Origin of the sequence: Ectopseudomonas toyotomiensis, assembly GCF_017167985.1 — a bacterium.
Classification (GTDB): domain Bacteria; phylum Pseudomonadota; class Gammaproteobacteria; order Pseudomonadales; family Pseudomonadaceae; genus Aquipseudomonas; species Aquipseudomonas toyotomiensis.
Map to the genome: position 1 here is coordinate 4391615 of NZ_CP070505.1, position 19788 is coordinate 4411402.

16 protein-coding genes and 6 tRNA genes are annotated in these 19788 nt (G+C 62.7%); 18 read left to right on the plus strand and 4 right to left on the minus strand.

Features of this window, described 5'->3' with window-relative positions; translation table 11 throughout:
* Positions 1-64 precede the first annotated feature (64 nt).
* The 10 genes from JWV26_RS20300 to JWV26_RS20345 all read left to right on the plus strand — a co-directional run bounded on the left by JWV26_RS20300 (position 65) and on the right by JWV26_RS20345 (position 4988).
* Positions 65-985 carry a LysR family transcriptional regulator gene (locus JWV26_RS20300; RefSeq protein ID WP_017677332.1) on the plus strand — a complete coding sequence of 307 codons (921 nt, stop codon included), beginning with the start codon at positions 65-67 and terminating at the stop codon, positions 983-985.
* A gap of 34 nt (positions 986-1019) precedes the next feature.
* Complete coding sequence (gene gltX, locus JWV26_RS20305; protein ID WP_206417674.1) at positions 1020-2501, plus strand: glutamate--tRNA ligase; 1482 nt, start codon at positions 1020-1022, stop codon at positions 2499-2501.
* 193 nt (positions 2502-2694) lie between these two features.
* Positions 2695-2770, plus strand: a tRNA-Ala gene (locus JWV26_RS20310).
* A 60-nt stretch (positions 2771-2830) separates the two neighbouring features.
* Positions 2831-2906 (plus strand) — tRNA-Glu (locus tag JWV26_RS20315).
* Positions 2907-2955: 49 nt separating this feature from the next.
* Positions 2956-3031 (plus strand) — tRNA-Ala (locus JWV26_RS20320).
* 48 nt (positions 3032-3079) lie between these two features.
* Positions 3080-3155: transfer RNA gene (locus JWV26_RS20325), tRNA-Glu, on the plus strand.
* 47 nt (positions 3156-3202) lie between these two features.
* Positions 3203-3278 (plus strand) — tRNA-Ala (locus JWV26_RS20330).
* A gap of 48 nt (positions 3279-3326) precedes the next feature.
* A tRNA-Glu gene (locus JWV26_RS20335) sits at positions 3327-3402 on the plus strand.
* 183 nt (positions 3403-3585) lie between these two features.
* Complete coding sequence (locus tag JWV26_RS20340) at positions 3586-4125, plus strand: TetR/AcrR family transcriptional regulator (protein ID WP_072424725.1); 540 nt, start codon at positions 3586-3588, stop codon at positions 4123-4125.
* 23 nt (positions 4126-4148) lie between these two features.
* Entirely contained in the window at positions 4149-4988 is an 840-nt protein-coding gene (locus JWV26_RS20345) for an alpha/beta hydrolase (protein ID WP_072424726.1), read from the plus strand.
* Here JWV26_RS20345 and JWV26_RS20350 read toward each other — a convergent pair.
* Positions 4958-6820, minus strand: a complete 1863-nt coding sequence (locus tag JWV26_RS20350) for a sensor domain-containing diguanylate cyclase (protein ID WP_241201234.1) — start codon at positions 6818-6820, stop codon at positions 4958-4960. The two genes, JWV26_RS20345 and JWV26_RS20350, sit on opposite strands and share 31 nt — an antisense overlap.
* A gap of 203 nt (positions 6821-7023) precedes the next feature.
* Here JWV26_RS20350 and JWV26_RS20355 point away from each other — a divergent pair, with 203 nt between their 5' ends.
* A complete protein-coding gene (locus JWV26_RS20355; protein ID WP_017677327.1) occupies positions 7024-7473 on the plus strand; it encodes an acyl-CoA thioesterase in 450 nt (149 codons plus the stop codon).
* A 6-nt stretch (positions 7474-7479) separates the two neighbouring features.
* On the opposite strand, the gene JWV26_RS20360 is transcribed toward JWV26_RS20355, so the two are convergent.
* Entirely contained in the window at positions 7480-7875 is a 396-nt protein-coding gene (locus JWV26_RS20360; protein WP_206417675.1) for a hypothetical protein, read from the minus strand.
* A gap of 96 nt (positions 7876-7971) precedes the next feature.
* Here JWV26_RS20360 and JWV26_RS20365 point away from each other — a divergent pair, with 96 nt between their 5' ends.
* Both JWV26_RS20365 and JWV26_RS20370 read left to right on the plus strand, forming a co-directional pair.
* Positions 7972-8919, plus strand: coding sequence for a tRNA dihydrouridine synthase (locus JWV26_RS20365; RefSeq protein WP_206417676.1), 948 nt, complete (start codon positions 7972-7974; stop codon positions 8917-8919).
* Positions 8920-9163: 244 nt separating this feature from the next.
* On the plus strand, positions 9164-9613 hold the full coding sequence (locus JWV26_RS20370; RefSeq protein WP_021489943.1) for an Hsp20 family protein: 450 nt from the start codon (positions 9164-9166) through the stop codon (positions 9611-9613).
* 106 nt (positions 9614-9719) lie between these two features.
* Here JWV26_RS20370 and JWV26_RS20375 read toward each other — a convergent pair whose 3' ends face one another.
* Both JWV26_RS20375 and JWV26_RS20380 read right to left on the minus strand, forming a co-directional pair.
* Positions 9720-13007 carry a sensor domain-containing protein gene (locus tag JWV26_RS20375; protein ID WP_206417677.1) on the minus strand — a complete coding sequence of 1096 codons (3288 nt, stop codon included), beginning with the start codon at positions 13005-13007 and terminating at the stop codon, positions 9720-9722.
* A 102-nt stretch (positions 13008-13109) separates the two neighbouring features.
* A complete protein-coding gene (locus JWV26_RS20380) occupies positions 13110-13991 on the minus strand; it encodes a LysR family transcriptional regulator (protein ID WP_206417678.1) in 882 nt (293 codons plus the stop codon).
* Positions 13992-14214: 223 nt separating this feature from the next.
* On the opposite strand from JWV26_RS20380, the gene leuC reads away from it, so the two are divergent.
* The 5 genes from leuC to JWV26_RS20405 all read left to right on the plus strand — a co-directional run bounded on the left by leuC (position 14215) and on the right by JWV26_RS20405 (position 19786).
* A complete protein-coding gene (gene leuC, locus JWV26_RS20385; RefSeq protein ID WP_093049805.1) occupies positions 14215-15642 on the plus strand; it encodes a 3-isopropylmalate dehydratase large subunit in 1428 nt (475 codons plus the stop codon).
* 11 nt (positions 15643-15653) lie between these two features.
* Positions 15654-16301, plus strand: a complete 648-nt coding sequence (gene leuD / locus JWV26_RS20390) for a 3-isopropylmalate dehydratase small subunit (protein ID WP_206417679.1) — start codon at positions 15654-15656, stop codon at positions 16299-16301.
* Between the two features lie 87 nt (positions 16302-16388).
* Positions 16389-17471 carry a 3-isopropylmalate dehydrogenase gene (gene leuB / locus JWV26_RS20395; RefSeq protein WP_206417680.1) on the plus strand — a complete coding sequence of 361 codons (1083 nt, stop codon included), beginning with the start codon at positions 16389-16391 and terminating at the stop codon, positions 17469-17471.
* Between the two features lie 56 nt (positions 17472-17527).
* Positions 17528-18640, plus strand: coding sequence for an aspartate-semialdehyde dehydrogenase (gene asd / locus JWV26_RS20400; protein ID WP_003461106.1), 1113 nt, complete (start codon positions 17528-17530; stop codon positions 18638-18640).
* Between the two features lie 135 nt (positions 18641-18775).
* On the plus strand, positions 18776-19786 hold the full coding sequence (locus JWV26_RS20405) for an aspartate-semialdehyde dehydrogenase (protein WP_206417681.1): 1011 nt from the start codon (positions 18776-18778) through the stop codon (positions 19784-19786).
* Positions 19787-19788 lie beyond the last annotated feature (2 nt).

Below are 19788 nucleotides of genomic sequence, written 5' to 3' on the forward strand. Positions count from 1 at the left end.
CAGCGTTCCCTTTTCGCTAGTAGACTCTCGGCTTGGCATGCTTTGTTGCGTATGAGGAACAATCATGGGGCTGGATGACGCACTGATCTTTACCCGAGTGGTGGAATGCCACAGCTTCACCCAGGCTGCGACCAGCCTGGGCATGCAGAAATCGACGGTGAGCCGGCGTATCGCGTTGCTCGAAGAGCGCCTTGGTGTGCGTCTGCTCAACCGCACCACGCGCAAGTTGCGTCTGACCGAGGTGGGGCAGGCCTATTACGAGCGTTGCCGGCAGATCATGCTCGACTTCGCCGAGGCCGAGCAGGCGGTGATGCAGCTGCAGCGTGAGCCGTCGGGGCTGTTGCGCATCACCTCACCCATCGAGTTCGGCCAGCTTTTTCTCGGGCGAGTGCTGGGTGAGTTCATGCGTCAGTACCCGCAGATCGACGCCGAGGTGGAACTGACCTCGCGATCCGTGGACCCGCTGGAGGAGGGCGTGGACATCGCCATCCAGGTCGGCCAGCCGCAGGATTCCACGCTGATCGCGCGCAAGTTGTTCGAAAGTGGCCGGCGTCTGTGCGCCAGTCCCGCTTACCTGGCGGCGCACGGCACGCCACGCAGCGTTGCCGGGCTGGAGGGGCATCGGGCGATCCTGCTGCAGCATGACGCCCCGCGTTACTGGCCGCTATTGGGCGAACATCTGCCGTGCCAGCGGGTGATGACCTGCAACAACATCACCTTCGCCCGTGAGGCGACGCTGGCAGGAGCCGGGATTTGCGGGTTGCCGGTGATGATCAGCGAGGAGGCGGTGCGCAGCGGGCGTCTGATCGAGCTGCTGCCCGAGGCGCGCCTGCCGGTGGGGGAGGTGTACGCCATCTACCCTTCACGGCGCTTCCAGGCGATGAAGGTCAAGACCTTCCTCGACTTTCTCATCGCCAGCTTGCCCATCACCCGTGGCGGGTTGCTGGAGCCTGGGGCCGTCGGCCTGCTAACATCGCCCGCTTGATTCAAAACCTCGTGTCTTCCTTCCGAGAGCATTCATGACCACCGTCCGTACCCGTATCGCGCCATCGCCGACCGGCGATCCCCATGTCGGCACCGCCTACATCGCACTGTTCAACCTGTGCTTCGCTCGTCAGCACGGTGGCCAGTTCATCCTGCGCATCGAAGACACCGACCAGTTGCGTTCGACCCGTGAATCCGAACAGCAGATTTTCGACGCGCTGCGCTGGCTGGGTATCGAATGGGACGAAGGCCCGGACGTAGGTGGCCCGCACGGCCCGTACCGGCAGAGCGAGCGTGGCGAGATCTACAAGAAATACTCGGACGAGCTGGTCGCCAAGGGGCATGCTTTCCCGTGCTTCTGCTCCGCCCAGCGCCTCGACGAAGTGCGCGCGCAGCAGATGGCCAACAAGGAAACGCCGCGCTACGACGGTCACTGCATGCACCTCGACCCGGCCGAGGCGCAGCGCCGCATCGCCGCAGGCGAGTCGCACGTGGTGCGCATGAAGGTGCCCAGCGAAGGCGTCTGCGTGGTGCCGGACATGCTTCGTGGTGATGTCGAGATCCCGTGGGATCGCATGGACATGCAGGTGCTGATGAAGGCCGATGGCCTGCCCACCTACTTCCTGGCCAACGTCGTCGACGACCACCTGATGGGTATCACCCACGTGCTGCGCGGCGAGGAATGGCTGCCGTCGGCGCCCAAGCTGATCAAGCTCTACGAATACTTCGGTTGGGAGCAGCCGGCGCTGTGCTATATGCCGCTGCTGCGCAATCCGGACAAGAGCAAGCTGTCCAAGCGCAAGAACCCCACCAGCATCACCTTCTACGAGCGCATGGGTTACCTGCCGCAGGCCATGCTCAACTACCTGGGGCGCATGGGGTGGTCGATGCCGGACGAGCGCGAGAAGTTCTCCCTGGCCGAGATGATCGAGCACTTCGATATCAGCCGCGTGTCGCTGGGCGGACCGATCTTCGATCTGGAGAAGCTGTCCTGGCTCAACGGCCAGTGGTTGCGTGAGCTGCCGGTGGAAACCTTCGCCGCCGAAGTGCAGAAGTGGGCGCTCAACCCCGAGTATCTGATGAAGATCGCGCCGCACGTGCAGGGCAGGGTGGAAACCTTCAGCCAGATCGCACCGCTGGCCGGCTTCTTCTTCTCCGGCGCGCTGAATCTGGACGCCAAGCTGTTCGAGCACAAGAAGCTGTCGCCCGACCAGGTGCGCCAGCTGATGCAGCTGATCCTGTGGAAGCTCGAGTCGCTGCGCCAGTGGGAAAAAGACCGCATCACCGGCTGCATCCAGGCGGTGGTCGAGCACCTGGAACTGAAGCTGCGTGATGCCATGCCGCTGATGTTCGCGGCGATCACCGGCCAGGCCAGCTCGGTATCGGTGCTCGATGCGATGGAAATCCTCGGCCCGGACCTGACTCGCTTCCGCCTGCGCCAGGCGCTGGAGCTGCTTGGTGGCACCTCGAAGAAAGAGGCCAAGGAGTGGGAGAAGCTGCTGGCGAGCATTGCCTGATGTAGGGTGCGCCGCGCGCACCGGGGTATCCTCGGTTGCGGCGGTGCGCGTGGCGCACCCTACGGTTAGGCCGGCGTTTAATTGTCGGGTTGGCTCTAAGTAATTGTTCTAGTGGCAAAAACTTTTGGCTGGCAGGAAAAATGTTGTTGACAGCCAATCGGGGCGCTCTTAACATGCGCCCCGTCCTCGAGATGGGGCTATAGCTCAGCTGGGAGAGCGCTTGCATGGCATGCAAGAGGTCAACGGTTCGATCCCGTTTAGCTCCACCAATCTCGGCTCCTTCGGGAGTGCCAGAATCGATGTGAGTCGATTCACGATCAGGGTCTTGCGTCCCCTTCGTCTAGTGGCCTAGGACACCGCCCTTTCACGGCGGTAACAGGGGTTCGAGTCCCCTAGGGGACGCCACTTATTCCAGCCGCAGCGCTCAGGCGTTGCAGCCAGACCGCAAGGTTTCGGGGCTATAGCTCAGCTGGGAGAGCGCTTGCATGGCATGCAAGAGGTCAACGGTTCGATCCCGTTTAGCTCCACCAAACACTGACAAGGCCAGCTTAGTGCTGGCCTTGTTCTTCGAAGGTTTTGTCCCCTTCGTCTAGTGGCCTAGGACACCGCCCTTTCACGGCGGTAACAGGGGTTCGAGTCCCCTAGGGGACGCCATATTCCAGTCGCAGCGCGCAAGTGTTGCGAACCGGCCGCAAGGTTTCGGGGCTATAGCTCAGCTGGGAGAGCGCTTGCATGGCATGCAAGAGGTCAACGGTTCGATCCCGTTTAGCTCCACCAATCACACTCAAGGCCAGCCTAGTGCTGGCCTTGTCGTTCGAAGGTTTCGTCCCCTTCGTCTAGTGGCCTAGGACACCGCCCTTTCACGGCGGTAACAGGGGTTCGAGTCCCCTAGGGGACGCCATTTTTCTTGCCGCATTTGCGGGACCCAGGGGCCACTTCTTCGGAAGTGGCCCCTTTTTGTTTTTCCCCTTCTTTTTCTGATGCTGGTGCGCCTGTCTTGCAAGGCTGACCAGCGGTCGATCCGGTGACTTGCAAAATAATATGATGATCGTAATATTGCATTCATCATATTAAGGGCGCAGTCATGAGCGGACGCAAAAGTGAAACCCGTACACGCATTCTCGCTGCGGCAGGGCGTGTGCTCGCGGAGCGCGGGCCAGGTGACTCGGCGGTGGCTGAGGTCATGGCTGAAGCGGGGCTGACGGTCGGCGGCTTCTACGCGCACTTCGCCAGCAAGGATGCGCTGATGCTCGAGGCTTTTCGTCAGTTGCTCCGGGTGCGGCGTGATCGCCTTGCGCAGGTCGATCAGAGCCTGACAGGCAGGGAGCGGCGAGTGCTCCTGGCTGCTTTCTACCTTTCGCGCAGGCACCGGGACGATGCTGACGAGCGCTGCCCGCTGCCGAGTTCGCTGGCGGAAATTGCGCGGTTACCGGATGGCTTTCGCCAGACCTTGGCTGAACACATTGAGCTGATCACGGCGCAGATGAGCGGGACGCCGGAAGAGGGTGATGTGGCGCTGGCCGACCTGGCGTTGATGATTGGTGGCCTGGCACTGGCGCGGGCCTTGGGGCCAGGCGAGTTGTCCGACCGGGTGTTGCGTGCTGCCAAGTCGGCAGTTGTGTGAAATCAAGCGTGAAGGAGAGGGTGATGAATCAGATGACCTGGGTCCGTGGTGTCAATGCAACGCTGGGTAGAGTGGCGCCGCAACTGATTGCCAGTCGTTTGCGCGAACGTTTCATGACGCCGCGCACTTCGTCGCCACGGGATTGGGAGCTGCCGCTGCTGGCAAGTTCAGAGCGCATTACCCTGCGTTTCGGTCTCTCTGCGCTGCGTTGGGGTAGCGGCCCTACAGTGCTGCTGATGCATGGCTGGGAGGGGCGCCCGACCCAGTTCGCGCTGTTGATTCGCGGTCTGGTCGATGCGGGTTATGGTGTTGTCGCTCTGGATGCGCCCGCCCATGGTCGATCACCGGGGCGTGAGGCCAATGTGGTGCTGTTCGCACGTGCGTTGCTCGAGGCGGCCAGTGAGTTGCCGCCGCTACGCGCCGTGATCGGCCATTCGATGGGCGGTGCCAGCGCGCTGCTGGCCACGCAAATGGGCTTGCGCAGCGAGACCCTGGTGACCATCGCTGCACCCAGCCGGATTCTCGGTCTGTTGCGTGGCTTTGCCCGGTTCATGGGGTTGCCTGCCGAAGCGCGTGCGCATTTCGTGCGGCAGGTGGAAAAGACTGCCGGTATCCCGGCTGCGCATCTCGATGTGCAGCGTTATCAGCTGGACCTGCCTGGCCTGGTCGTGCATGCCGAGGATGATCCGGTGGTGTCGGTGGGCGAAGCCGATCTGATCCACAAGGCCTGGTTCGACAGCCAACTGCTGCGTCTGCCTGCGGGTGGGCATCAGCGCCTGTTGAGTGATCCGTTGCTTCTGCAGGCAGTGCTCGAGCTGCTGGAGCAAGTGCCTCAGGCGTCGTTGAAGGCGTTGGCTTCGTAACTGGCCACGCGGTTACGACCGCTTGCCTTGGCGCGATACAGGGCACGGTCTGCCAGTTCCAGCCATTGCTCACCGCAGCCGGGGTCACTCGGTAGCCCGGCGTGCAGGCCGATGCTCAGGCTCAGCGCTATCGACTGCTGTTGGTAGAGGCAGGGGTTTTGCGCGAGGTCTTCGCGCAATTGCTCGGCCAGGTCGAGTGCGCCGGTCAGATCCGTGTTGTCGAGCAGGGCGGCGAACTCTTCGCCGCCGAAGCGTGCCAGCAGATCGCTGCTGCGCAGGCGTTGTTGAATGCGCTGGGCCGCATGACGCAGGCAGGCATCGCCTGCCAGGTGGCCGTAGCGATCATTGACCTGCTTGAAGTGATCCAGATCCAGCATCAATACCGCCAGCGACTGCCGGCTGCGCTCGGCGCGGGCGCAGGCGCGCGCCAGTTCTTCGCTGAGTGTCTGGCGATTGAACAGGCCGGTGAGTCCGTCACGGCGATTCAATTCCGCCAGGCGCATGTTGGCGTTGGACAGTTGCTGAAGAGTGTCCTGCAGCGTCGCGGTACGCTCCTGTACGCGTTGTTCCAGGTTTTCACTGATCTGCGTCTGCAGTTCCAGATGCTTGGTCTGTTCAGTGCGCAGGCGGCGCTCCTGATCGATCAGTTTGGCCTGGGCCAGGCGTTCGGCTTCCTGCACGTGGCGGATACGTGAGGCCAGGGCGATGGAAAACACCGTCATCTCGATCAGCCCGCCGATCTGCTGGGCATGCAGGGTCAGCAGTGAGTAGGGCAGCAGACCGGTACCGGTGAGGATGCTGGCAAGGCTGGCAGCAATCAGCACGAACCAGCCCAGGGCGAACAGGCGCGCTGCCGCATAGCCGCCCCGCCAGCGCAGCAGGGTGATGATGAAGGCAGCTATGGCACAGGCGACCACCAGCACAAAGCTGCCGATCAGGGCCGGTGCGTAGGGGCCAAACAACGCCATCCCCAGCACCAGCCAGGCGCAGAACTTGAGTGTGTTGGCCACCCAGCGGTAGGGCTTCGCGGCCTTGTCCAGTTCCAGCACACCATAGGTGAAGTGAATGCCGAACAGCGTCGCCAGTGCCGAGCTGAGCGGGAAGCTCAGTTGCTGCCAGGTCAGGGCGTCTGGCCACAGCCATTGCAGGGCGAAGCCGAGCTGGATGAACTGGTAGAGGCTGAAGCTGGCGACGAACAGGCTGTACCAGAGATAGTTGCGGTCGCGCGTGATGCAGAAAATGCTCAGGTTGTAGATCAGCATCGCGATCAGGGCGCCGAAGAACAGACCCTGTAGCAACAGGCTGCGCTGTTCCTGGTGGTCGAAGGCGTCGCGTGTCATCAGGCTGGCGCTGAGGTTCGCCGAGCCATCGGTTTGCATGCGCAGCCAGATGCGCTGCTGCTCGCCGGACTCCAGGTCGAAGGGGAGTACCAGTTGCCGGTGTTCGACCCAGCGCCAGTCAAAGGGACGCTGGTCGCCGGCGCGGTAGATACGTTTGCCGTCCAGGCCGTAGGCGTCGAGTTGATCCAGCAGGGGATTGCCGATCAGTAGAACCCAGCCAAGCGAGCGATTGTGCGGATTGTGTACATCCAGGCGCAGCCAGTAGGTGCTACCGCTGTAGCCGAAGCTGGCATCGCGCCGGGCGACGGCCTGCCAGGCGGCGTCGGGTAGTGCGCGGACATCGACGAAGTCGGCCTGGCCACCCGGGTCCTCCCAGACGTGCATATAGGGACCGGGCAGTGTCTGCGTCTGACCGATCGGCAGCGGCAGACTTTCTGCCCAGCTCAGCGCTGGCAGCAGTAGAAGCATCAATAGGCGCAGGATGGCAGTCAATTGCTCGTTCTCGGGCTCTCAGGCGAGTGCGCTGCATTATGGCGCGCGGTGATGGCGCGATGAAAGCTCGGCACTGCATGGAAGGGCTGTGCGGCGTATCATGCGGCACCTGGCCGAACGGTCGCCGAGGATGCAGGCGGCCATGTTCTTGAATCGGATCACCCAGCTTGCTGCATGCAGGCTGCACACCTGGAGGTACAGTCATGAACTGGGAGTTGCCCAGCCCCTTCGTCATCGATATCGAAGTGAGCGCAGAGGACATCGACGGCCTCGGCCATGCCAACAACGCGGTGTACGTCAGTTGGCTGGAGCGCTGCGCCTGGCGGCATTCGCAGTTCCTGGGGCTGGATCTGGTCGAGTATCGCCGTCTGGACCGGGCCATGGCAGTGGTGCGTCACGAGATCGACTATCTGGCCAGCGCCTACGAAGGGCAGCATCTGCAGATGGCGACCTGGATCGTCGAGTCCGACCAGCGTCTGAAGATGGATCGGCGCTTCCAGCTGGTGCGTCCGGAAGATGGCGCTACCTTGTTGCGCGCCAAGACCACCTTTGTCTGCATCGAGCTGTCCAGCGGGCGCCCGAAGCGCATGCCGGCGGAATTCGTCGAAGGTTATGGCAAGGCGCTGATGCAGCCCTACCCACTGGAGCTGTAAGGCCACTCAGTCGATCACCGGCGCGAGAAATACCTGCTCCGGCTCGACCATGACGGCGAACTGGCGGGTTTCACCGGGGCGTAGGATGACGGACTGCGCCACATCCGGCCCACGGCCGCCGCAATAGCCGTCCGGCGCCATGGCCACGGCGACGCTCAGTTCGCCGTTGGGCAGATCAAGGCTGGTTTGCTCGCCAGGGGCTAATTTCGCCACTACCTGCTGGTTGACGTAAAGCTCCACGTCGCAGGCGTTCGGTGCATTGTTGTCGCGACTGAAGATCAGGCGCGCCGGCGCATCGGCCACCGGGTCTGCTGGCATTTGTTCGATGCCGTCAGGCAAGGCATCGTTGGCCTGCGCGCTCATACAGCACATAACTAGAACGATCAGCGCGAGATAATGCATGGCGAGCCTCCCTGTTTGGCGAGGAGCCAGTGTCGCCCATCTTGCGCGCTGCGTGCGACACCTTAAACTGTGCGCCCACTTTTCCCGGACAACCTCATGCAAATCGCCCTGGCGCCCATGGAGGGGCTGGTCGACGAGATTCTGCGCGACGTACTGACCCGCATCGGTGGCATCGACTGGTGCGTCACCGAGTTCATTCGCGTCAGCGAACGGCTGTTGCCCGCGGCCACCTATCGCAAGCTGGCGCCTGAACTGTTCAACGGCTCGCGCACCCTGGCCGGCACGCCGATGCGTGTTCAGTTTTTGGGCTCCGATCCGCAGTGCCTGGCCGACAACGCCGCCTTCGCCTGCACGCTCGGTGCGCCAGTGATCGATCTCAATTTCGGTTGCCCGGCCAAGACGGTGAACAAGTCGCGCGGCGGCGCGGTGTTGCTCAAGGAGCCGGAGCTGCTGCATGCCATTGTCCGTGAGGTGCGACGCACGGTGCCGGCCGAGATTCCGGTGACGGCGAAGATGCGCCTGGGCTTCGAGGGCAAGGAGGGGGCGCTGGATTGTGCGCGCGCACTGGCCGAGGGCGGAGCGAGCCAGATCGTCGTGCATGCGCGGACCAAGGTCGAGGGTTACAAGCCGCCGGCGCACTGGGAGTGGGTGGCGCGGGTGCAGGAGGTGGTCAGCGTACCGGTGTTCGCCAATGGCGAGGTGTGGACGCTGGACGATTGGCGCCGCTGCCGCGAGATCAGCGGCGTGGATGACATCATGCTGGGCCGTGGCCTGGTGTCCCGTCCGGGGTTGGCGCGGCAGATCGCGGCGGCCAGAGCTGGCGAAGAGCCCGAGGACATGAGCTGGGTCGAGCTGCAGCCGCTGTTGCTCGATTTCTGGCAGCAGGCGCGGCGCAAGCTGGCGCCGCGCTACGCGCCAGGGCGCCTGAAGCAGTGGCTGGCGATGCTCACGCGCACCTACCCGGAGGCCGTTGCGCTGTTTGCCAAGGTGCGCCGCGAGCAGGATTGCGAGCGTATTGATCAGCTGCTGGCGCCATCTCCGTAGGAGTCGCGCCTCGGGGCGAAGCTCTTGCTTTGAAGGGGTTCTGTCGTTTCGCCGCGAGGCGCGGCTCCTACATGAGCGGTGCTGTCTACCTGGGAGCGTTGCGCAATGGATGTGCAATGCCGTGTTGTGTAAACGCGTTTTTCAGATGCTTGAAAATTCTCCACCTGACCTCAGATAAGTGACTGCGGGATGCCGAAGTCGGGTTCCGCGATATGAACCTTGCTGAAATTTCAGGAGAATACTCATGAGCAACGTACTGTCCCTGGCCCCACTGTTTCGCCAGTCTGTCGGTTTCGACCGTTTCAACGATCTTTTCGAATCTGCCCTGCGCAGCAATGACGCTGGCAGTTCCTACCCGCCCTACAACGTCGAGAAGCATGGCGAGGACCACTACCGCATCGTGGTCGCGGCTGCCGGCTTCGAGGAAGACGACCTGGAGTTGCAGGTCGAGCGTGACGTGCTGACCGTGGTCGGCAACAAGCGTGATCGCAGCGCTGAAAGCATCAGCTACCTGCATCAGGGTATTGCCCAGCGTGCGTTCAAGCTGTCCTTCCGCCTGGCTGACCATATCGAGGTCAAGGGGGCCAATCTGGTCAATGGTCTGCTGCATGTCGAGCTGGAACGCATTGTGCCGGAAGAGGCCAAGGCCAAGCGCATTCCTATCGGTAGCCAGCGTCCTGCGCTGGAAAACTGAGCCGCTGATGCATTAACCAAGAAGGCGCCCCACGGGGCGCCTTCTTCGTTTCACGCGACAGTCTGCCTCGGCAGGGGGCGCCGTGCGCATCGAGGGTGCTGACAGATTACGCTCGCTGCCTTTCCAGTAGTTGACGAAAGGTCTCCTGCGGCAGCGGTTTGCTGAACAGATAGCCCTGGTAGAGATGGCAGTCCTGTGACTGCAGGAAGTCCAGTTGGTCCTGCTGCTCGACCCCCTCGGCGATCAGCGCCAGGCCCAGGCTGCGCGCCATGGCGACGATGGCACGGATGATCTCGGCATCGTTGGGATCGTGGGTGGCGTCACGCACGAAGGACTGATCGATCTTCAGCATGTCCACCGGCAGGCGCTTGAGATAGGTCAGCGAGCTGTAACCCGTGCCGAAGTCATCCATGGCGAAGCTGACGCCGTGCTTTTTCAGGCGCAACATCTTGCCGACGGTGTCATCGATATTCTGAATGACGATGCCTTCGGTGATCTCCAGCTTGAGCATGGCGTTGGGCAGCTGGCTGTCGCGCAGGCTACTGGCGACTCGTTCGACGAAGTCGTGCTGGCGGAACTGCCGCGGGCTGATGTTGACGCACAGGCTGAAACGCTCGCTGTCGACCAGGCTGTCAGCCAGCAGTTGAGCGCAGAAATGGCAGGCCTCGGCCAACACCCAGCCACCGACCTCGACGATCAGCCCGCTCTCTTCCAGCACCTGAATGAACTGCGCGGGTGACTGCGGGCCCAGCTGCGGATGCTGCCAGCGCAGCAGTGCCTCGGCGCCGACCACCTTGCCGTCACGGGCATCGACCTGGGGCTGGAAGTGCAGTTCGAACTCGCCGCGTGCCAGGGCCAGGCGCAGATCGTTCTCCAGGCGCAGACGGGCGCTGGCAGCGTCCTGCATGGTGGTACGAAACAGCTGGATGGCGTTACGCCCGGAGTCCTTGGCGCGGTAGAGGGCGATATCGGCGCGTTTGAGCAGATCCGCCGGGGTATTGCCATGATCGGGAATCAGCGCGACGCCGATGCTCGGGGTCACCTGCAGGCGGTGACCGTCCAGCAGCATCGGTTCGGCCAGTAGCTGACGCAGCTTGTCGGCGACCTGGCGGACGTGGCGGGTGACTTCGGAGCGCTTGCCCTCCAGGCCGGAGAGCAGCACCACGAATTCGTCGCCGCCGAGGCGGGCCACTGTGTCCTCCAGGCGCACGCTGGCTTCCAGGCGCGCAGTGACCAGGCGCAGCACGGAATCGCCGACAGGATGGCCGAGCGAGTCGTTGATGTGCTTGAAGTGGTCGAGGTCTAGGAACAGCAGGGCGCCGCGCAGATCATGGCGCTTGAGCAGGGCGATCTGCTGGGTCAGGCGGTCCATCAGCAGGGCGCGGTTGGGCAGGTTGGTCAACGCATCGTGGTAGGCCAGGTGCTGTACCTGTGCCTGCGCCTGCTTCAGTTCGCTGATGTCGCGCGCGGTGAGCAGCAGGCAGGGCACGCCATTGAGCTCGATGGGTTGCACGGAAACGTCGACCAGACGCACCTCGCCGTCACGATGCCGGCCATGCATTTCCATGTGCAGCACCTGGCCCTGCTGGGTCAGGTGCTCGATCATGCGCACGCGCTCTTCGGGGTAGGCCCAGATGTCCAGCTCGAAGGCCGTGCGACCGACTACTTCGTCCGGCAGATAGCCAGTGATGCGGGTGAAGCCTTCGTTGACCTCGATATAGCGGCCGCTGTCACGTTCGGTGATGGTGATGGCGTCGGGGCTGGAGTGGAAGGCCTTGGCGAATTTCTCTTCCGAGGCTTGCAGACGCTGCTCGCGCAGCAGTCGCTCGCTGATATCGACCAGCGTGCCGACCATGCGCTGCGGTTGGCCGGCATCGTCGAGCTGCAGTTTGGCGGTGCTTTCGAGAAAGCGCAGGCCGCCATTTTCCAGCTGTACACGATAGGTGACCTGATAGTGGCTGCGGCGTTCTGCGACCAGGCTCTGGTAGCTCTGGCGCAGGCTGTGTCGATCCTCCATCGGTACCTGACGGAAGAAGTCGAGAAAGGCGCCTTCGAACGGTAACGATTCCAGGCCTTGCAACTGGGACGCCCGGGCACTGGCAAACAGCCGGCTACTGGGGATGTGCCAGTCCCAGGTGCCAAGGTCGGCCGACTCCAGAGCCAGGCGCAGGCGCTGCCTGCTTTCGTTGAGTGCCTGCTCCTGTACGCGCTGCTCGGTGATGTTGCGCACGGTGAGGACCAGGCAGGTGGTGCCGTTCAACTCGATTTCGCCACCGAACAGCAAGTTGCTGGTGACGCTGCCGTCGCGGCTGAACAGCCGTACCTCGAGGTTGTTCAGGCGCCCGGTCTGCACGGCGTCGAGCATACGCTGGCGGTCGCTGGGATCAGCCCAGATGCCCAGCTCCAGTGAGGTGCGGCCCACGGCTTCGGCGCTGCTCCAGCCAAATTGCTGCTCGAAACTCGGGTTGACCTCGATGAAGCGGCCGGTCGCCCGGTCAGTGATGGCCACCGCGTCGGGCGTATGCATGAAGGCCTTGGCGAACTTTTCCTCACTGGCGCGCAGGGCGTTTTCTGCGCGCTTGCGTTCGCTGGTATCGAGGAAGGTGCAGAGCATCAGGCGCTCGCCCTGCAGCTCGATGTACTGGCTCGACAGTACGCCATCGAGAATATCGCCATCACGGGTGCGCAGTTGTACTTCCTGAATCACCGGCTCGCGGCTCAGTGGCGCTTGCTGGCGCAACTGATCGCGCTGGCTGGCGTGAACCCAGAGATTCAGCTCATGGGTGGGGCGGCCAAGAATGTCACTGGCGTTCCAGCCGAAGGCGTGGGTGAAGTGCTGGTTGACCTCGACGATCTCGCTGTTGTCGTAGCGCACCAGCATCATGATGTCGGGGCTCAGGCGGAACAGGCTGGCGAAGCGTTCCTCGGAGGCGCGCAGGGCTTCGGCACGCTCCTGCTGAGCGCTGATGTCGCGGATCACGCCGAACATGCGCGGCCGACCATCGGCCTCGCGTTGCAGGCTGCCGGTGATCTCCAGCCAGTGCAGGCTGCCGTCCGGCCAGCGGATGCGGTGGCGGAGGGCGTCGGCAATCTGCTCGCCCTTGAGGATGGCGTCGAATTTAGCCAGAACTTCGGCACGTTCCTCTTCGGGAATCAGCTCGATGTAGTGCAGTTCTCGCGTGACCGGGCGATTGGGGTCGAGGCCGAACAGGGCCTGGGCGCCGCGCGACCAGTTCACCTGGCCACTGCGAATGTCCCAATACCAGGTGCCGAGATGGGCGCCGTTCAGCGCGGCCAGCAAACGCGGCGCGTCTTGCCAGGTTTGCTCGAATTCGGCGGGATCCATCGCCGGTATATGTGGCAGGGGCGGGGTCTGGTCAGTCGATCTGGCCATGGCCGTACCTTCCTCCGGAGTGCGCGATGCGCGGGGCGGGCGTTAGAGGCATGTAGATATGTTTTTGTCGTTATGTCGCCACGTTAGTCTCAGTTCGGATGCCTATGCAAGATCATCGCGCTGGCTGTCGAGCAGATCCATGAATGCCCGTGCGGCATTCGACAGGGTGCGCTCGGTATGCAGGATGTAGCCCAACTGGCGGGTCAGCTGGATGCCCGGTATCGGCAGGCGCGCGACCTGCTCGTCGAGCATGGTGCGCGGCAGCACGCTCCAGGCCAGGCCGATGGACACCATCATCTTGATGGTTTCCAGGTAGTTGGTGCTCATGGCGATATTGGGCGTCAGGCCCTGGGCCTCGAACAGGCCCTGCACGATGTGATGGGTGAAGGTGTTGCCGCCGGGAAAGACCGCAGGGTGCTGCGCCACGTCGGCCAGGCTGATCACCTGGCTGCGGGCCAGGGGGTGTTCCGGAGCGGCGACGAAATCCAGCGGATCGTCCCACACGGCGACGGCGCGGATCGGTTCGCGGGTTTCCGGGGCGAGGGTAATCACCGCCAGCTCGGCGCGGCCATGCAGCACTTCTTCGTACGCCACTTCCGAGTCGAGGAACTGGATATCCAGCGCCACCTGCGGGTGGGCGCGGGTAAAGGCGCGCAACAGGGCGGGCAGGCGGTGCAGGCCGATGTGGTGGCTGGTAGCCAGGGTCAGGCGGCCGCTGACTTCGCCGGACAGGTTGGTCAGCGCGCGGCGCGTGTCGTCCAGCACGTTGAGGATCTGGTAGGCGCGCGGCAGCAGGGCGCGGCCGGCCTGCGTCAGGCCAATCTCGCGGCCGAGGCGGTCGAACAGGCGCACGCCCAGTTGCTGTTCCAGACCGGCGATGCGCTTGCTTACGGCAGGTTGGGTCAGGTGCAGGCGCTCGCCAGCTTCGGAAAAGCTGCCGGTTTCGGCGATGGCGATGAAGGCGTTGAGGTTGGCCAGATCCATGGAGCGCTCCGGTAAGTAATGATGCGCTGAGCATACATTCCTCTTCGGAATCCTTTGAATAAAAAATATGAATTTGAGTTATTTCGTGCCTGGCAATAGCATTCCCCTCATAAGCCGAAGGGCCATTTTCGCCCAGGCATAGAAAGGTGCACTTCTGACGCCAGGCGGTGATAACGCAGGCAGTTTCCGGATGTGCTCAAAAGGCGCTGATGAGGTAAGGCTGATGACTGGCAAGACGCTCTACGACAAGCTCTGGGAAATGCACGAAGTGAAACGTCGCGACGACGGTTCCTCGCTGATCTACATCGATCGTCACATCCTCCATGAGGTGACCTCGCCGCAGGCCTTCGAGGGGCTGCGTCTGGCCGGGCGCAAGCCGTGGCGCATCGACGCCAACATCGCTACACCGGATCACAACGTGCCGACCACCAAGGCCGAGCGTCAGGGTGGCCTCGAAGCCATCGCCGACGAAGTATCGCGTATCCAGGTGCAGACCCTGGACGAGAACTGCGACGACTTCGGCATCCTCGAATTCAAGATGAACGACGTGCGCCAGGGCATCGTCCACGTGGTCGGGCCGGAGCAGGGCGCGACCCTGCCGGGCATGACCGTGGTCTGCGGCGACTCGCACACTTCCACCCATGGCGCCTTCGGCGCGCTGGCCCATGGCATCGGCACCTCCGAGGTCGAGCACGTGCTCGCGACCCAGTGCCTGGTGGCCAAGAAGATGAAGAACATGCAGGTGCGCGTCGAAGGCAAGCTGCCGTTCGGCGTCACCGCCAAGGACATCGTGCTGGCCGTGATCGGCAAGATCGGCACTGCCGGCGGTAACGGCCATGCCCTGGAATTCGCCGGCAGCGCGATCCGCGATCTGTCGCTGGAAGGGCGCATGACCATCTGCAATATGTCCATCGAGGCTGGCGCCCGTGTGGGTCTGGTGGCGGTGGATGAGAAAACCATCGCCTACGTCAAGGATCGTCCGTTCGCGCCCAAGGGCAGCGACTGGGACAAGGCCGTGGCACAGTGGCAAAACCTGGTCTCCGACGCCGATGCGGTGTTCGACACCGTGGTGGAACTCAAGGCCGAAGACATCAAGCCGCAGGTCAGCTGGGGCACCTCGCCGGAGATGGTCCTGGCCGTGGACCAGAACGTGCCGGACCCGGCCGTCGAAGCTGACCCGGTGAAGAAGGATTCGATCACCCGCGCACTCAAGTACATGGGCCTGAGCGCCAACCAGCCGATCACCGCTATCCAGCTCGATCGCGTGTTCATCGGCTCCTGCACCAATTCGCGTATCGAAGACCTGCGAGCTGCCGCTGAGGTGGCCAAGGGGCGCAAGGTCGCCAGTACCGTCAAGCAAGCCATGGTGGTGCCGGGTTCTGGCCTGGTGAAACAGCAGGCCGAGGCCGAGGGGCTGGACAAGATCTTCATCGAGGCTGGTTTCGAATGGCGTGAGCCGGGCTGCTCCATGTGCCTGGCGATGAACCCTGACAAACTGGGCAGCGGCGAGCATTGCGCCTCGACCTCCAACCGCAACTTCGAAGGCCGTCAGGGCGCCGGTGGTCGTACTCACCTGGTCAGCCCGGCCATGGCTGCCGCTGCGGCGGTGACCGGTCGTTTCATCGACGTTCGTGAATTGATCCAGGCCTGAGGAGACCGCACATGAAAGCCTTTACCCAACACACCGGCCTGGTTTGCCCGCTCGACCGTGCCAACGTCGACACCGATCAGATCATTCCCAAGCAGTTCCTCAAGTCGATCAAGCGCACCGGCTTCGGCCCCAATCTGTTCGACGAGTGGCGCTACCTGGATGTCGGCCAGCCGAATCAGGACAACTCCAAGCGCCCGATCAACAAGGACTTCGTGCTCAACTTCCCGCGCTACCAGGGCGCCAGCGTGCTGCTGGCCCGCGAGAACTTCGGCTGCGGCTCTTCGCGCGAGCACGCGCCGTGGGCGTTGGACGAGTACGGTTTTCGTACGGTGATCGCGCCGAGCTTCGCCGACATCTTCTTCAATAACAGCTTCAAGAACGGCCTGTTGCCGATCGTTCTCAAGGACGAAGAAGTCGATGCGCTGTTCGAGCAGGCCGAGGCCGTCGAGGGTTATCAGCTGACCGTCGACCTCCAGGCGCAGACCGTGACTCGCCCTGATGGCGTGCAGCACAGCTTCGAGGTCGATGCCTTCCGCAAGCACTGCCTGCTCAACGGCCTGGACGACATCGGCCTGACCCTGCAGGATCAGGACGCGATCAAGGCGTTCGAGGTTGGTTATCAGCAGAACAGCCCCTGGCTGTTCGGCGCAATCAAGTAAGGCGTTCGATAGGGTGCGCTGTGCGCACCTGATTTAAGACTATTTAAGTGGTGCGCACGGCGCACCCTACGGTTTGATGAGGATGCAATGAGCAAGCAGATTCTGGTTCTCCCAGGCGACGGTATCGGCCCGGAAATCATGGCCGAAGCGGTCAAGGTGCTGAACCTGGCCAACGACAAGTACGCCCTGGGTTTCGAACTGAGCTTCGATGACCTGGGCGGCGCGGCCATCGACCGCTACGGCGTGCCGCTGGCCGAAGAGACCCTGGCGCGCGCCAAGGCTGCCGATGCCGTACTGCTCGGCGCCGTAGGCGGGCCGAAGTGGGATACCATCGATCCGGCCATCCGCCCGGAGCGCGGCTTGCTGAAGATCCGTTCGCAACTGGGCCTGTTCGGCAACCTGCGCCCGGCCATCCTCTACCCGCAACTGGCCGAGGCTTCCAGCCTCAAGCCGGAAGTGGTCGCAGGCCTGGATATTCTCATCGTCCGTGAGCTGACCGGCGGCATCTACTTCGGGCAGCCGCGCGAGAGCAAGATGCTGGAAAACGGCGAGCGTATGGCCTATGACACCCTGCCGTACAGCGAGAGCGAAATCCGCCGCATCGCCAAGGTCGGCTTCGACATGGCGCGCGTGCGCGGCAAGAAGCTGTGTTCGGTGGACAAGGCCAACGTCCTGGCGTCCAGCCAGCTGTGGCGCGCCGTAGTCGAGGAAGTGGCCAAGGACTACCCGGACGTCGAACTGAGCCATATGTACGTCGACAACGCCGCCATGCAGCTGGTACGCGCACCCAAGCAATTCGACGTGATGGTCACCGACAACATGTTTGGTGACATTTTGTCTGACGAAGCTTCGATGCTCACTGGTTCCATCGGCATGCTGCCGTCGGCATCCTTGGACGCCAACAACAAGGGCATGTACGAGCCGTGCCATGGCTCCGCGCCGGACATCGCTGGCAAGGGTATCGCCAACCCGCTGGCCACCATTCTCTCGGTGTCCATGATGCTGCGTTACAGCTTCGGTCAGGTCGCTGCTGCCGATGCCATCGAGAAAGCGGTGAGCCTGGTGCTGGATCAGGGCCTGCGTACCGGTGACATCTGGTCCGAGGGCAAGACCAAGGTCGGTACCGCTGCCATGGGTGATGCAGTAGTCGAAGCGCTGCGTAGTCTGTAATCTTCCCAGCCCCGCCGGGGTGGTTCCGGCGGGCTGTTTATATAGGTGTAGTCGTTATGAAACGTGTAGGTCTGATCGGTTGGCGTGGCATGGTCGGTTCCGTGCTCATGCAGCGCATGCTGGAAGAGCGGGACTTCGACCTGATCGAGCCGGTGTTCTTCACCACTTCCAATGTCGGTGGCCAAGGCCCTGCCATTGGCAAGGACATCGCTGCGCTGAAAGATGCCTACAGCATTGACGACCTCAAGGGCCTGGACGTGATCCTGACCTGCCAGGGCGGCGACTACACCAATGAAGTATTCCCCAAGCTGCGTGAGGCCGGCTGGCAGGGCTACTGGATCGACGCCGCCTCCAGTCTGCGCATGGATGACGACTCGGTGATCGTGCTCGATCCGGTCAACCGCAAGGTGATCGACCAGGCGCTGGACGCCGGCACCAAGAACTACATCGGCGGCAACTGCACCGTCAGCCTGATGCTGATGGCGCTCGGCGGTCTGTACGAGGCCGGTCTGGTGGAGTGGATGAGTGCCATGACCTACCAGGCTGCTTCCGGTGCTGGTGCGCAGAACATGCGTGAGCTGATCAAGCAGATGGGTGCTATCAACGGCGCGGTCGCCGATGAACTGGCCGATCCGGCCAGCGCCATCCTCGACATCGATCGCAAGGTGGCCGAGGCAATGCGTGGCGAAGGCTTCCCGGTCGACAACTTCGGTGTGCCGCTGGCTGGCAGCCTGATCCCCTACATCGACAAGGAGCTGCCGAACGGGCAGAGCCGTGAAGAGTGGAAGGCTCAGGCCGAAACCAACAAGATTCTCGGTCGTTTCAAGAACCCGATCCCGGTCGATGGCATTTGCGTGCGCATCGGTGCCATGCGCTGCCACAGCCAGGCGCTGACCATCAAGCTGAACAAGGATGTGCCGATGGCCGACATCGAAGGCCTGATCAGCCAGCACAATCCCTGGGTCAAACTGGTGCCGAACCACCGCGAAGATTCCATCCGCGACCTCGGCCCGACTGCCGTGACCGGCACCCTGAGCGTGCCGGTCGGTCGTCTGCGCAAGCTCAACATGGGTTCGCAGTACCTGGGGGCGTTTACCGTCGGTGACCAACTGCTGTGGGGCGCTGCCGAACCGCTGCGTCGCATGCTGCGGATCCTGCTGGAGCGCTAGGCGCGAAGCCGGCATCCAGTATCAAACAAAGCCCTTCTGTCTCGGCAGAGGGGCTTTGTGTTTTCTGGGGGAGCCGATTGCCTGGGCGATGGGCCGCAGTTACAGTGCCGCTCCCTCTGTGTCGTAGGTCAGCTCATGAGTCAGTCCATCAATATCGCCGTGATCGGCGCCACCAGCAACGTCGGCGAAGCGCTGGTCGAATTGCTCGAAGAGCGTGAGTTTCCGGTGAAGGATCTGCATCTGCTGGCCAGCAGCGAGTCGGCCGGGCAGAGTCTTTCTTTCCGCGGTCGGCAGGTGCGGGTCAGGTCGCTCGATGCCTTCGACTTCACGCAGGTGCAACTGGCGTTCTTTGCCGCGGGCTTTGACGTGACGCGCAGCCATCATGAGCGCGTGGTCGCAGCCGGTTGCTCGGTCATAGACCTGAGCGCTGCTTTTTCGCTGGAGCAAGCACCATGTGTATTGCCTGAGCTGGGTGCCGCGGGGCTGCCGGCATTGACCAAGCCGTGGTGCGTCAGTGCACCGACGCCTTCTGCGGTGGCCTGCGCGCTGGTGCTGGCGGCGCTGAAGCCTGTACTTCAACCCCAGCAGTTGCAGGTAACTGCCATGCTGTCGATCTCCACTCTGGGGCGTAGTGGTGTGCAGGAGTTGGCGCGGCAGACCGCTGAGCTACTCAACGCTCGCCCATTGGAGCCCAAGACGGTAGATCGACAGATCGCGTTCAATCTGCTGGCGCAGGTCGGCGAGGTAGATGACCAAGGGCATGCTCAGTTGGAGAAGCGTTTGGCGGCTGAGATTCAACAATTATTGAGTCTGCCCGAGCTTCCGGTAGCAGCCACCTGCGCCTTGGTGCCAGTGTTCTTTGGCGATAGTCTCGCATTGGGCGTGTATGCTGATTCGGATATCGATATCAGTGCAGTGCAGCAGTTGCTCGAGGTCGCGCCGGGCATCGAGTTGGTAGAGCCCGGCGATTACCCGACTGCAGTGGGCGATGCGGTGGGGCAAGATCAGGTCTATGTGGGGCGGGTCCGGTGTGGCGTGAGCGATCCAAGGCAACTCAATTTGTGGATTGCGTCTGATAATGTAAGAAAAGGCGCCGCCCTGAATGCTGTGCAGATAGCTGAGTTATTGATAAAACACTATCTGTAAAA

What these genes read in the sequence shown, in the direction of transcription:
- JWV26_RS20365 (WP_206417676.1), top strand. Translation starts at nt 7,972, where the DNA reads ATGCAAATCGCCCTGGCGCCCATGGAGGGGCTGGTCGACGAGATTCTG.
- leuC (WP_093049805.1), top strand. Translation starts at nt 14,215, where the DNA reads ATGACTGGCAAGACGCTCTACGACAAGCTCTGGGAAATGCACGAAGTG.
- leuD (WP_206417679.1), top strand. Translation starts at nt 15,654, where the DNA reads ATGAAAGCCTTTACCCAACACACCGGCCTGGTTTGCCCGCTCGACCGT.
- JWV26_RS20300 (WP_017677332.1), top strand. Translation starts at nt 65, where the DNA reads ATGGGGCTGGATGACGCACTGATCTTTACCCGAGTGGTGGAATGCCAC.
- JWV26_RS20405 (WP_206417681.1), top strand. Translation starts at nt 18,776, where the DNA reads ATGAGTCAGTCCATCAATATCGCCGTGATCGGCGCCACCAGCAACGTC.
- JWV26_RS20360 (WP_206417675.1), bottom strand. Translation starts at nt 7,875, where the DNA reads ATGCATTATCTCGCGCTGATCGTTCTAGTTATGTGCTGTATGAGCGCG.
- asd (WP_003461106.1), top strand. Translation starts at nt 17,528, where the DNA reads ATGAAACGTGTAGGTCTGATCGGTTGGCGTGGCATGGTCGGTTCCGTG.
- JWV26_RS20355 (WP_017677327.1), top strand. Translation starts at nt 7,024, where the DNA reads ATGAACTGGGAGTTGCCCAGCCCCTTCGTCATCGATATCGAAGTGAGC.
- JWV26_RS20370 (WP_021489943.1), top strand. Translation starts at nt 9,164, where the DNA reads ATGAGCAACGTACTGTCCCTGGCCCCACTGTTTCGCCAGTCTGTCGGT.
- leuB (WP_206417680.1), top strand. Translation starts at nt 16,389, where the DNA reads ATGAGCAAGCAGATTCTGGTTCTCCCAGGCGACGGTATCGGCCCGGAA.
- JWV26_RS20340 (WP_072424725.1), top strand. Translation starts at nt 3,586, where the DNA reads ATGAGCGGACGCAAAAGTGAAACCCGTACACGCATTCTCGCTGCGGCA.
- JWV26_RS20375 (WP_206417677.1), bottom strand. Translation starts at nt 13,007, where the DNA reads ATGGCCAGATCGACTGACCAGACCCCGCCCCTGCCACATATACCGGCG.
- JWV26_RS20380 (WP_206417678.1), bottom strand. Translation starts at nt 13,991, where the DNA reads ATGGATCTGGCCAACCTCAACGCCTTCATCGCCATCGCCGAAACCGGC.
- JWV26_RS20345 (WP_072424726.1), top strand. Translation starts at nt 4,149, where the DNA reads ATGAATCAGATGACCTGGGTCCGTGGTGTCAATGCAACGCTGGGTAGA.
- gltX (WP_206417674.1), top strand. Translation starts at nt 1,020, where the DNA reads ATGACCACCGTCCGTACCCGTATCGCGCCATCGCCGACCGGCGATCCC.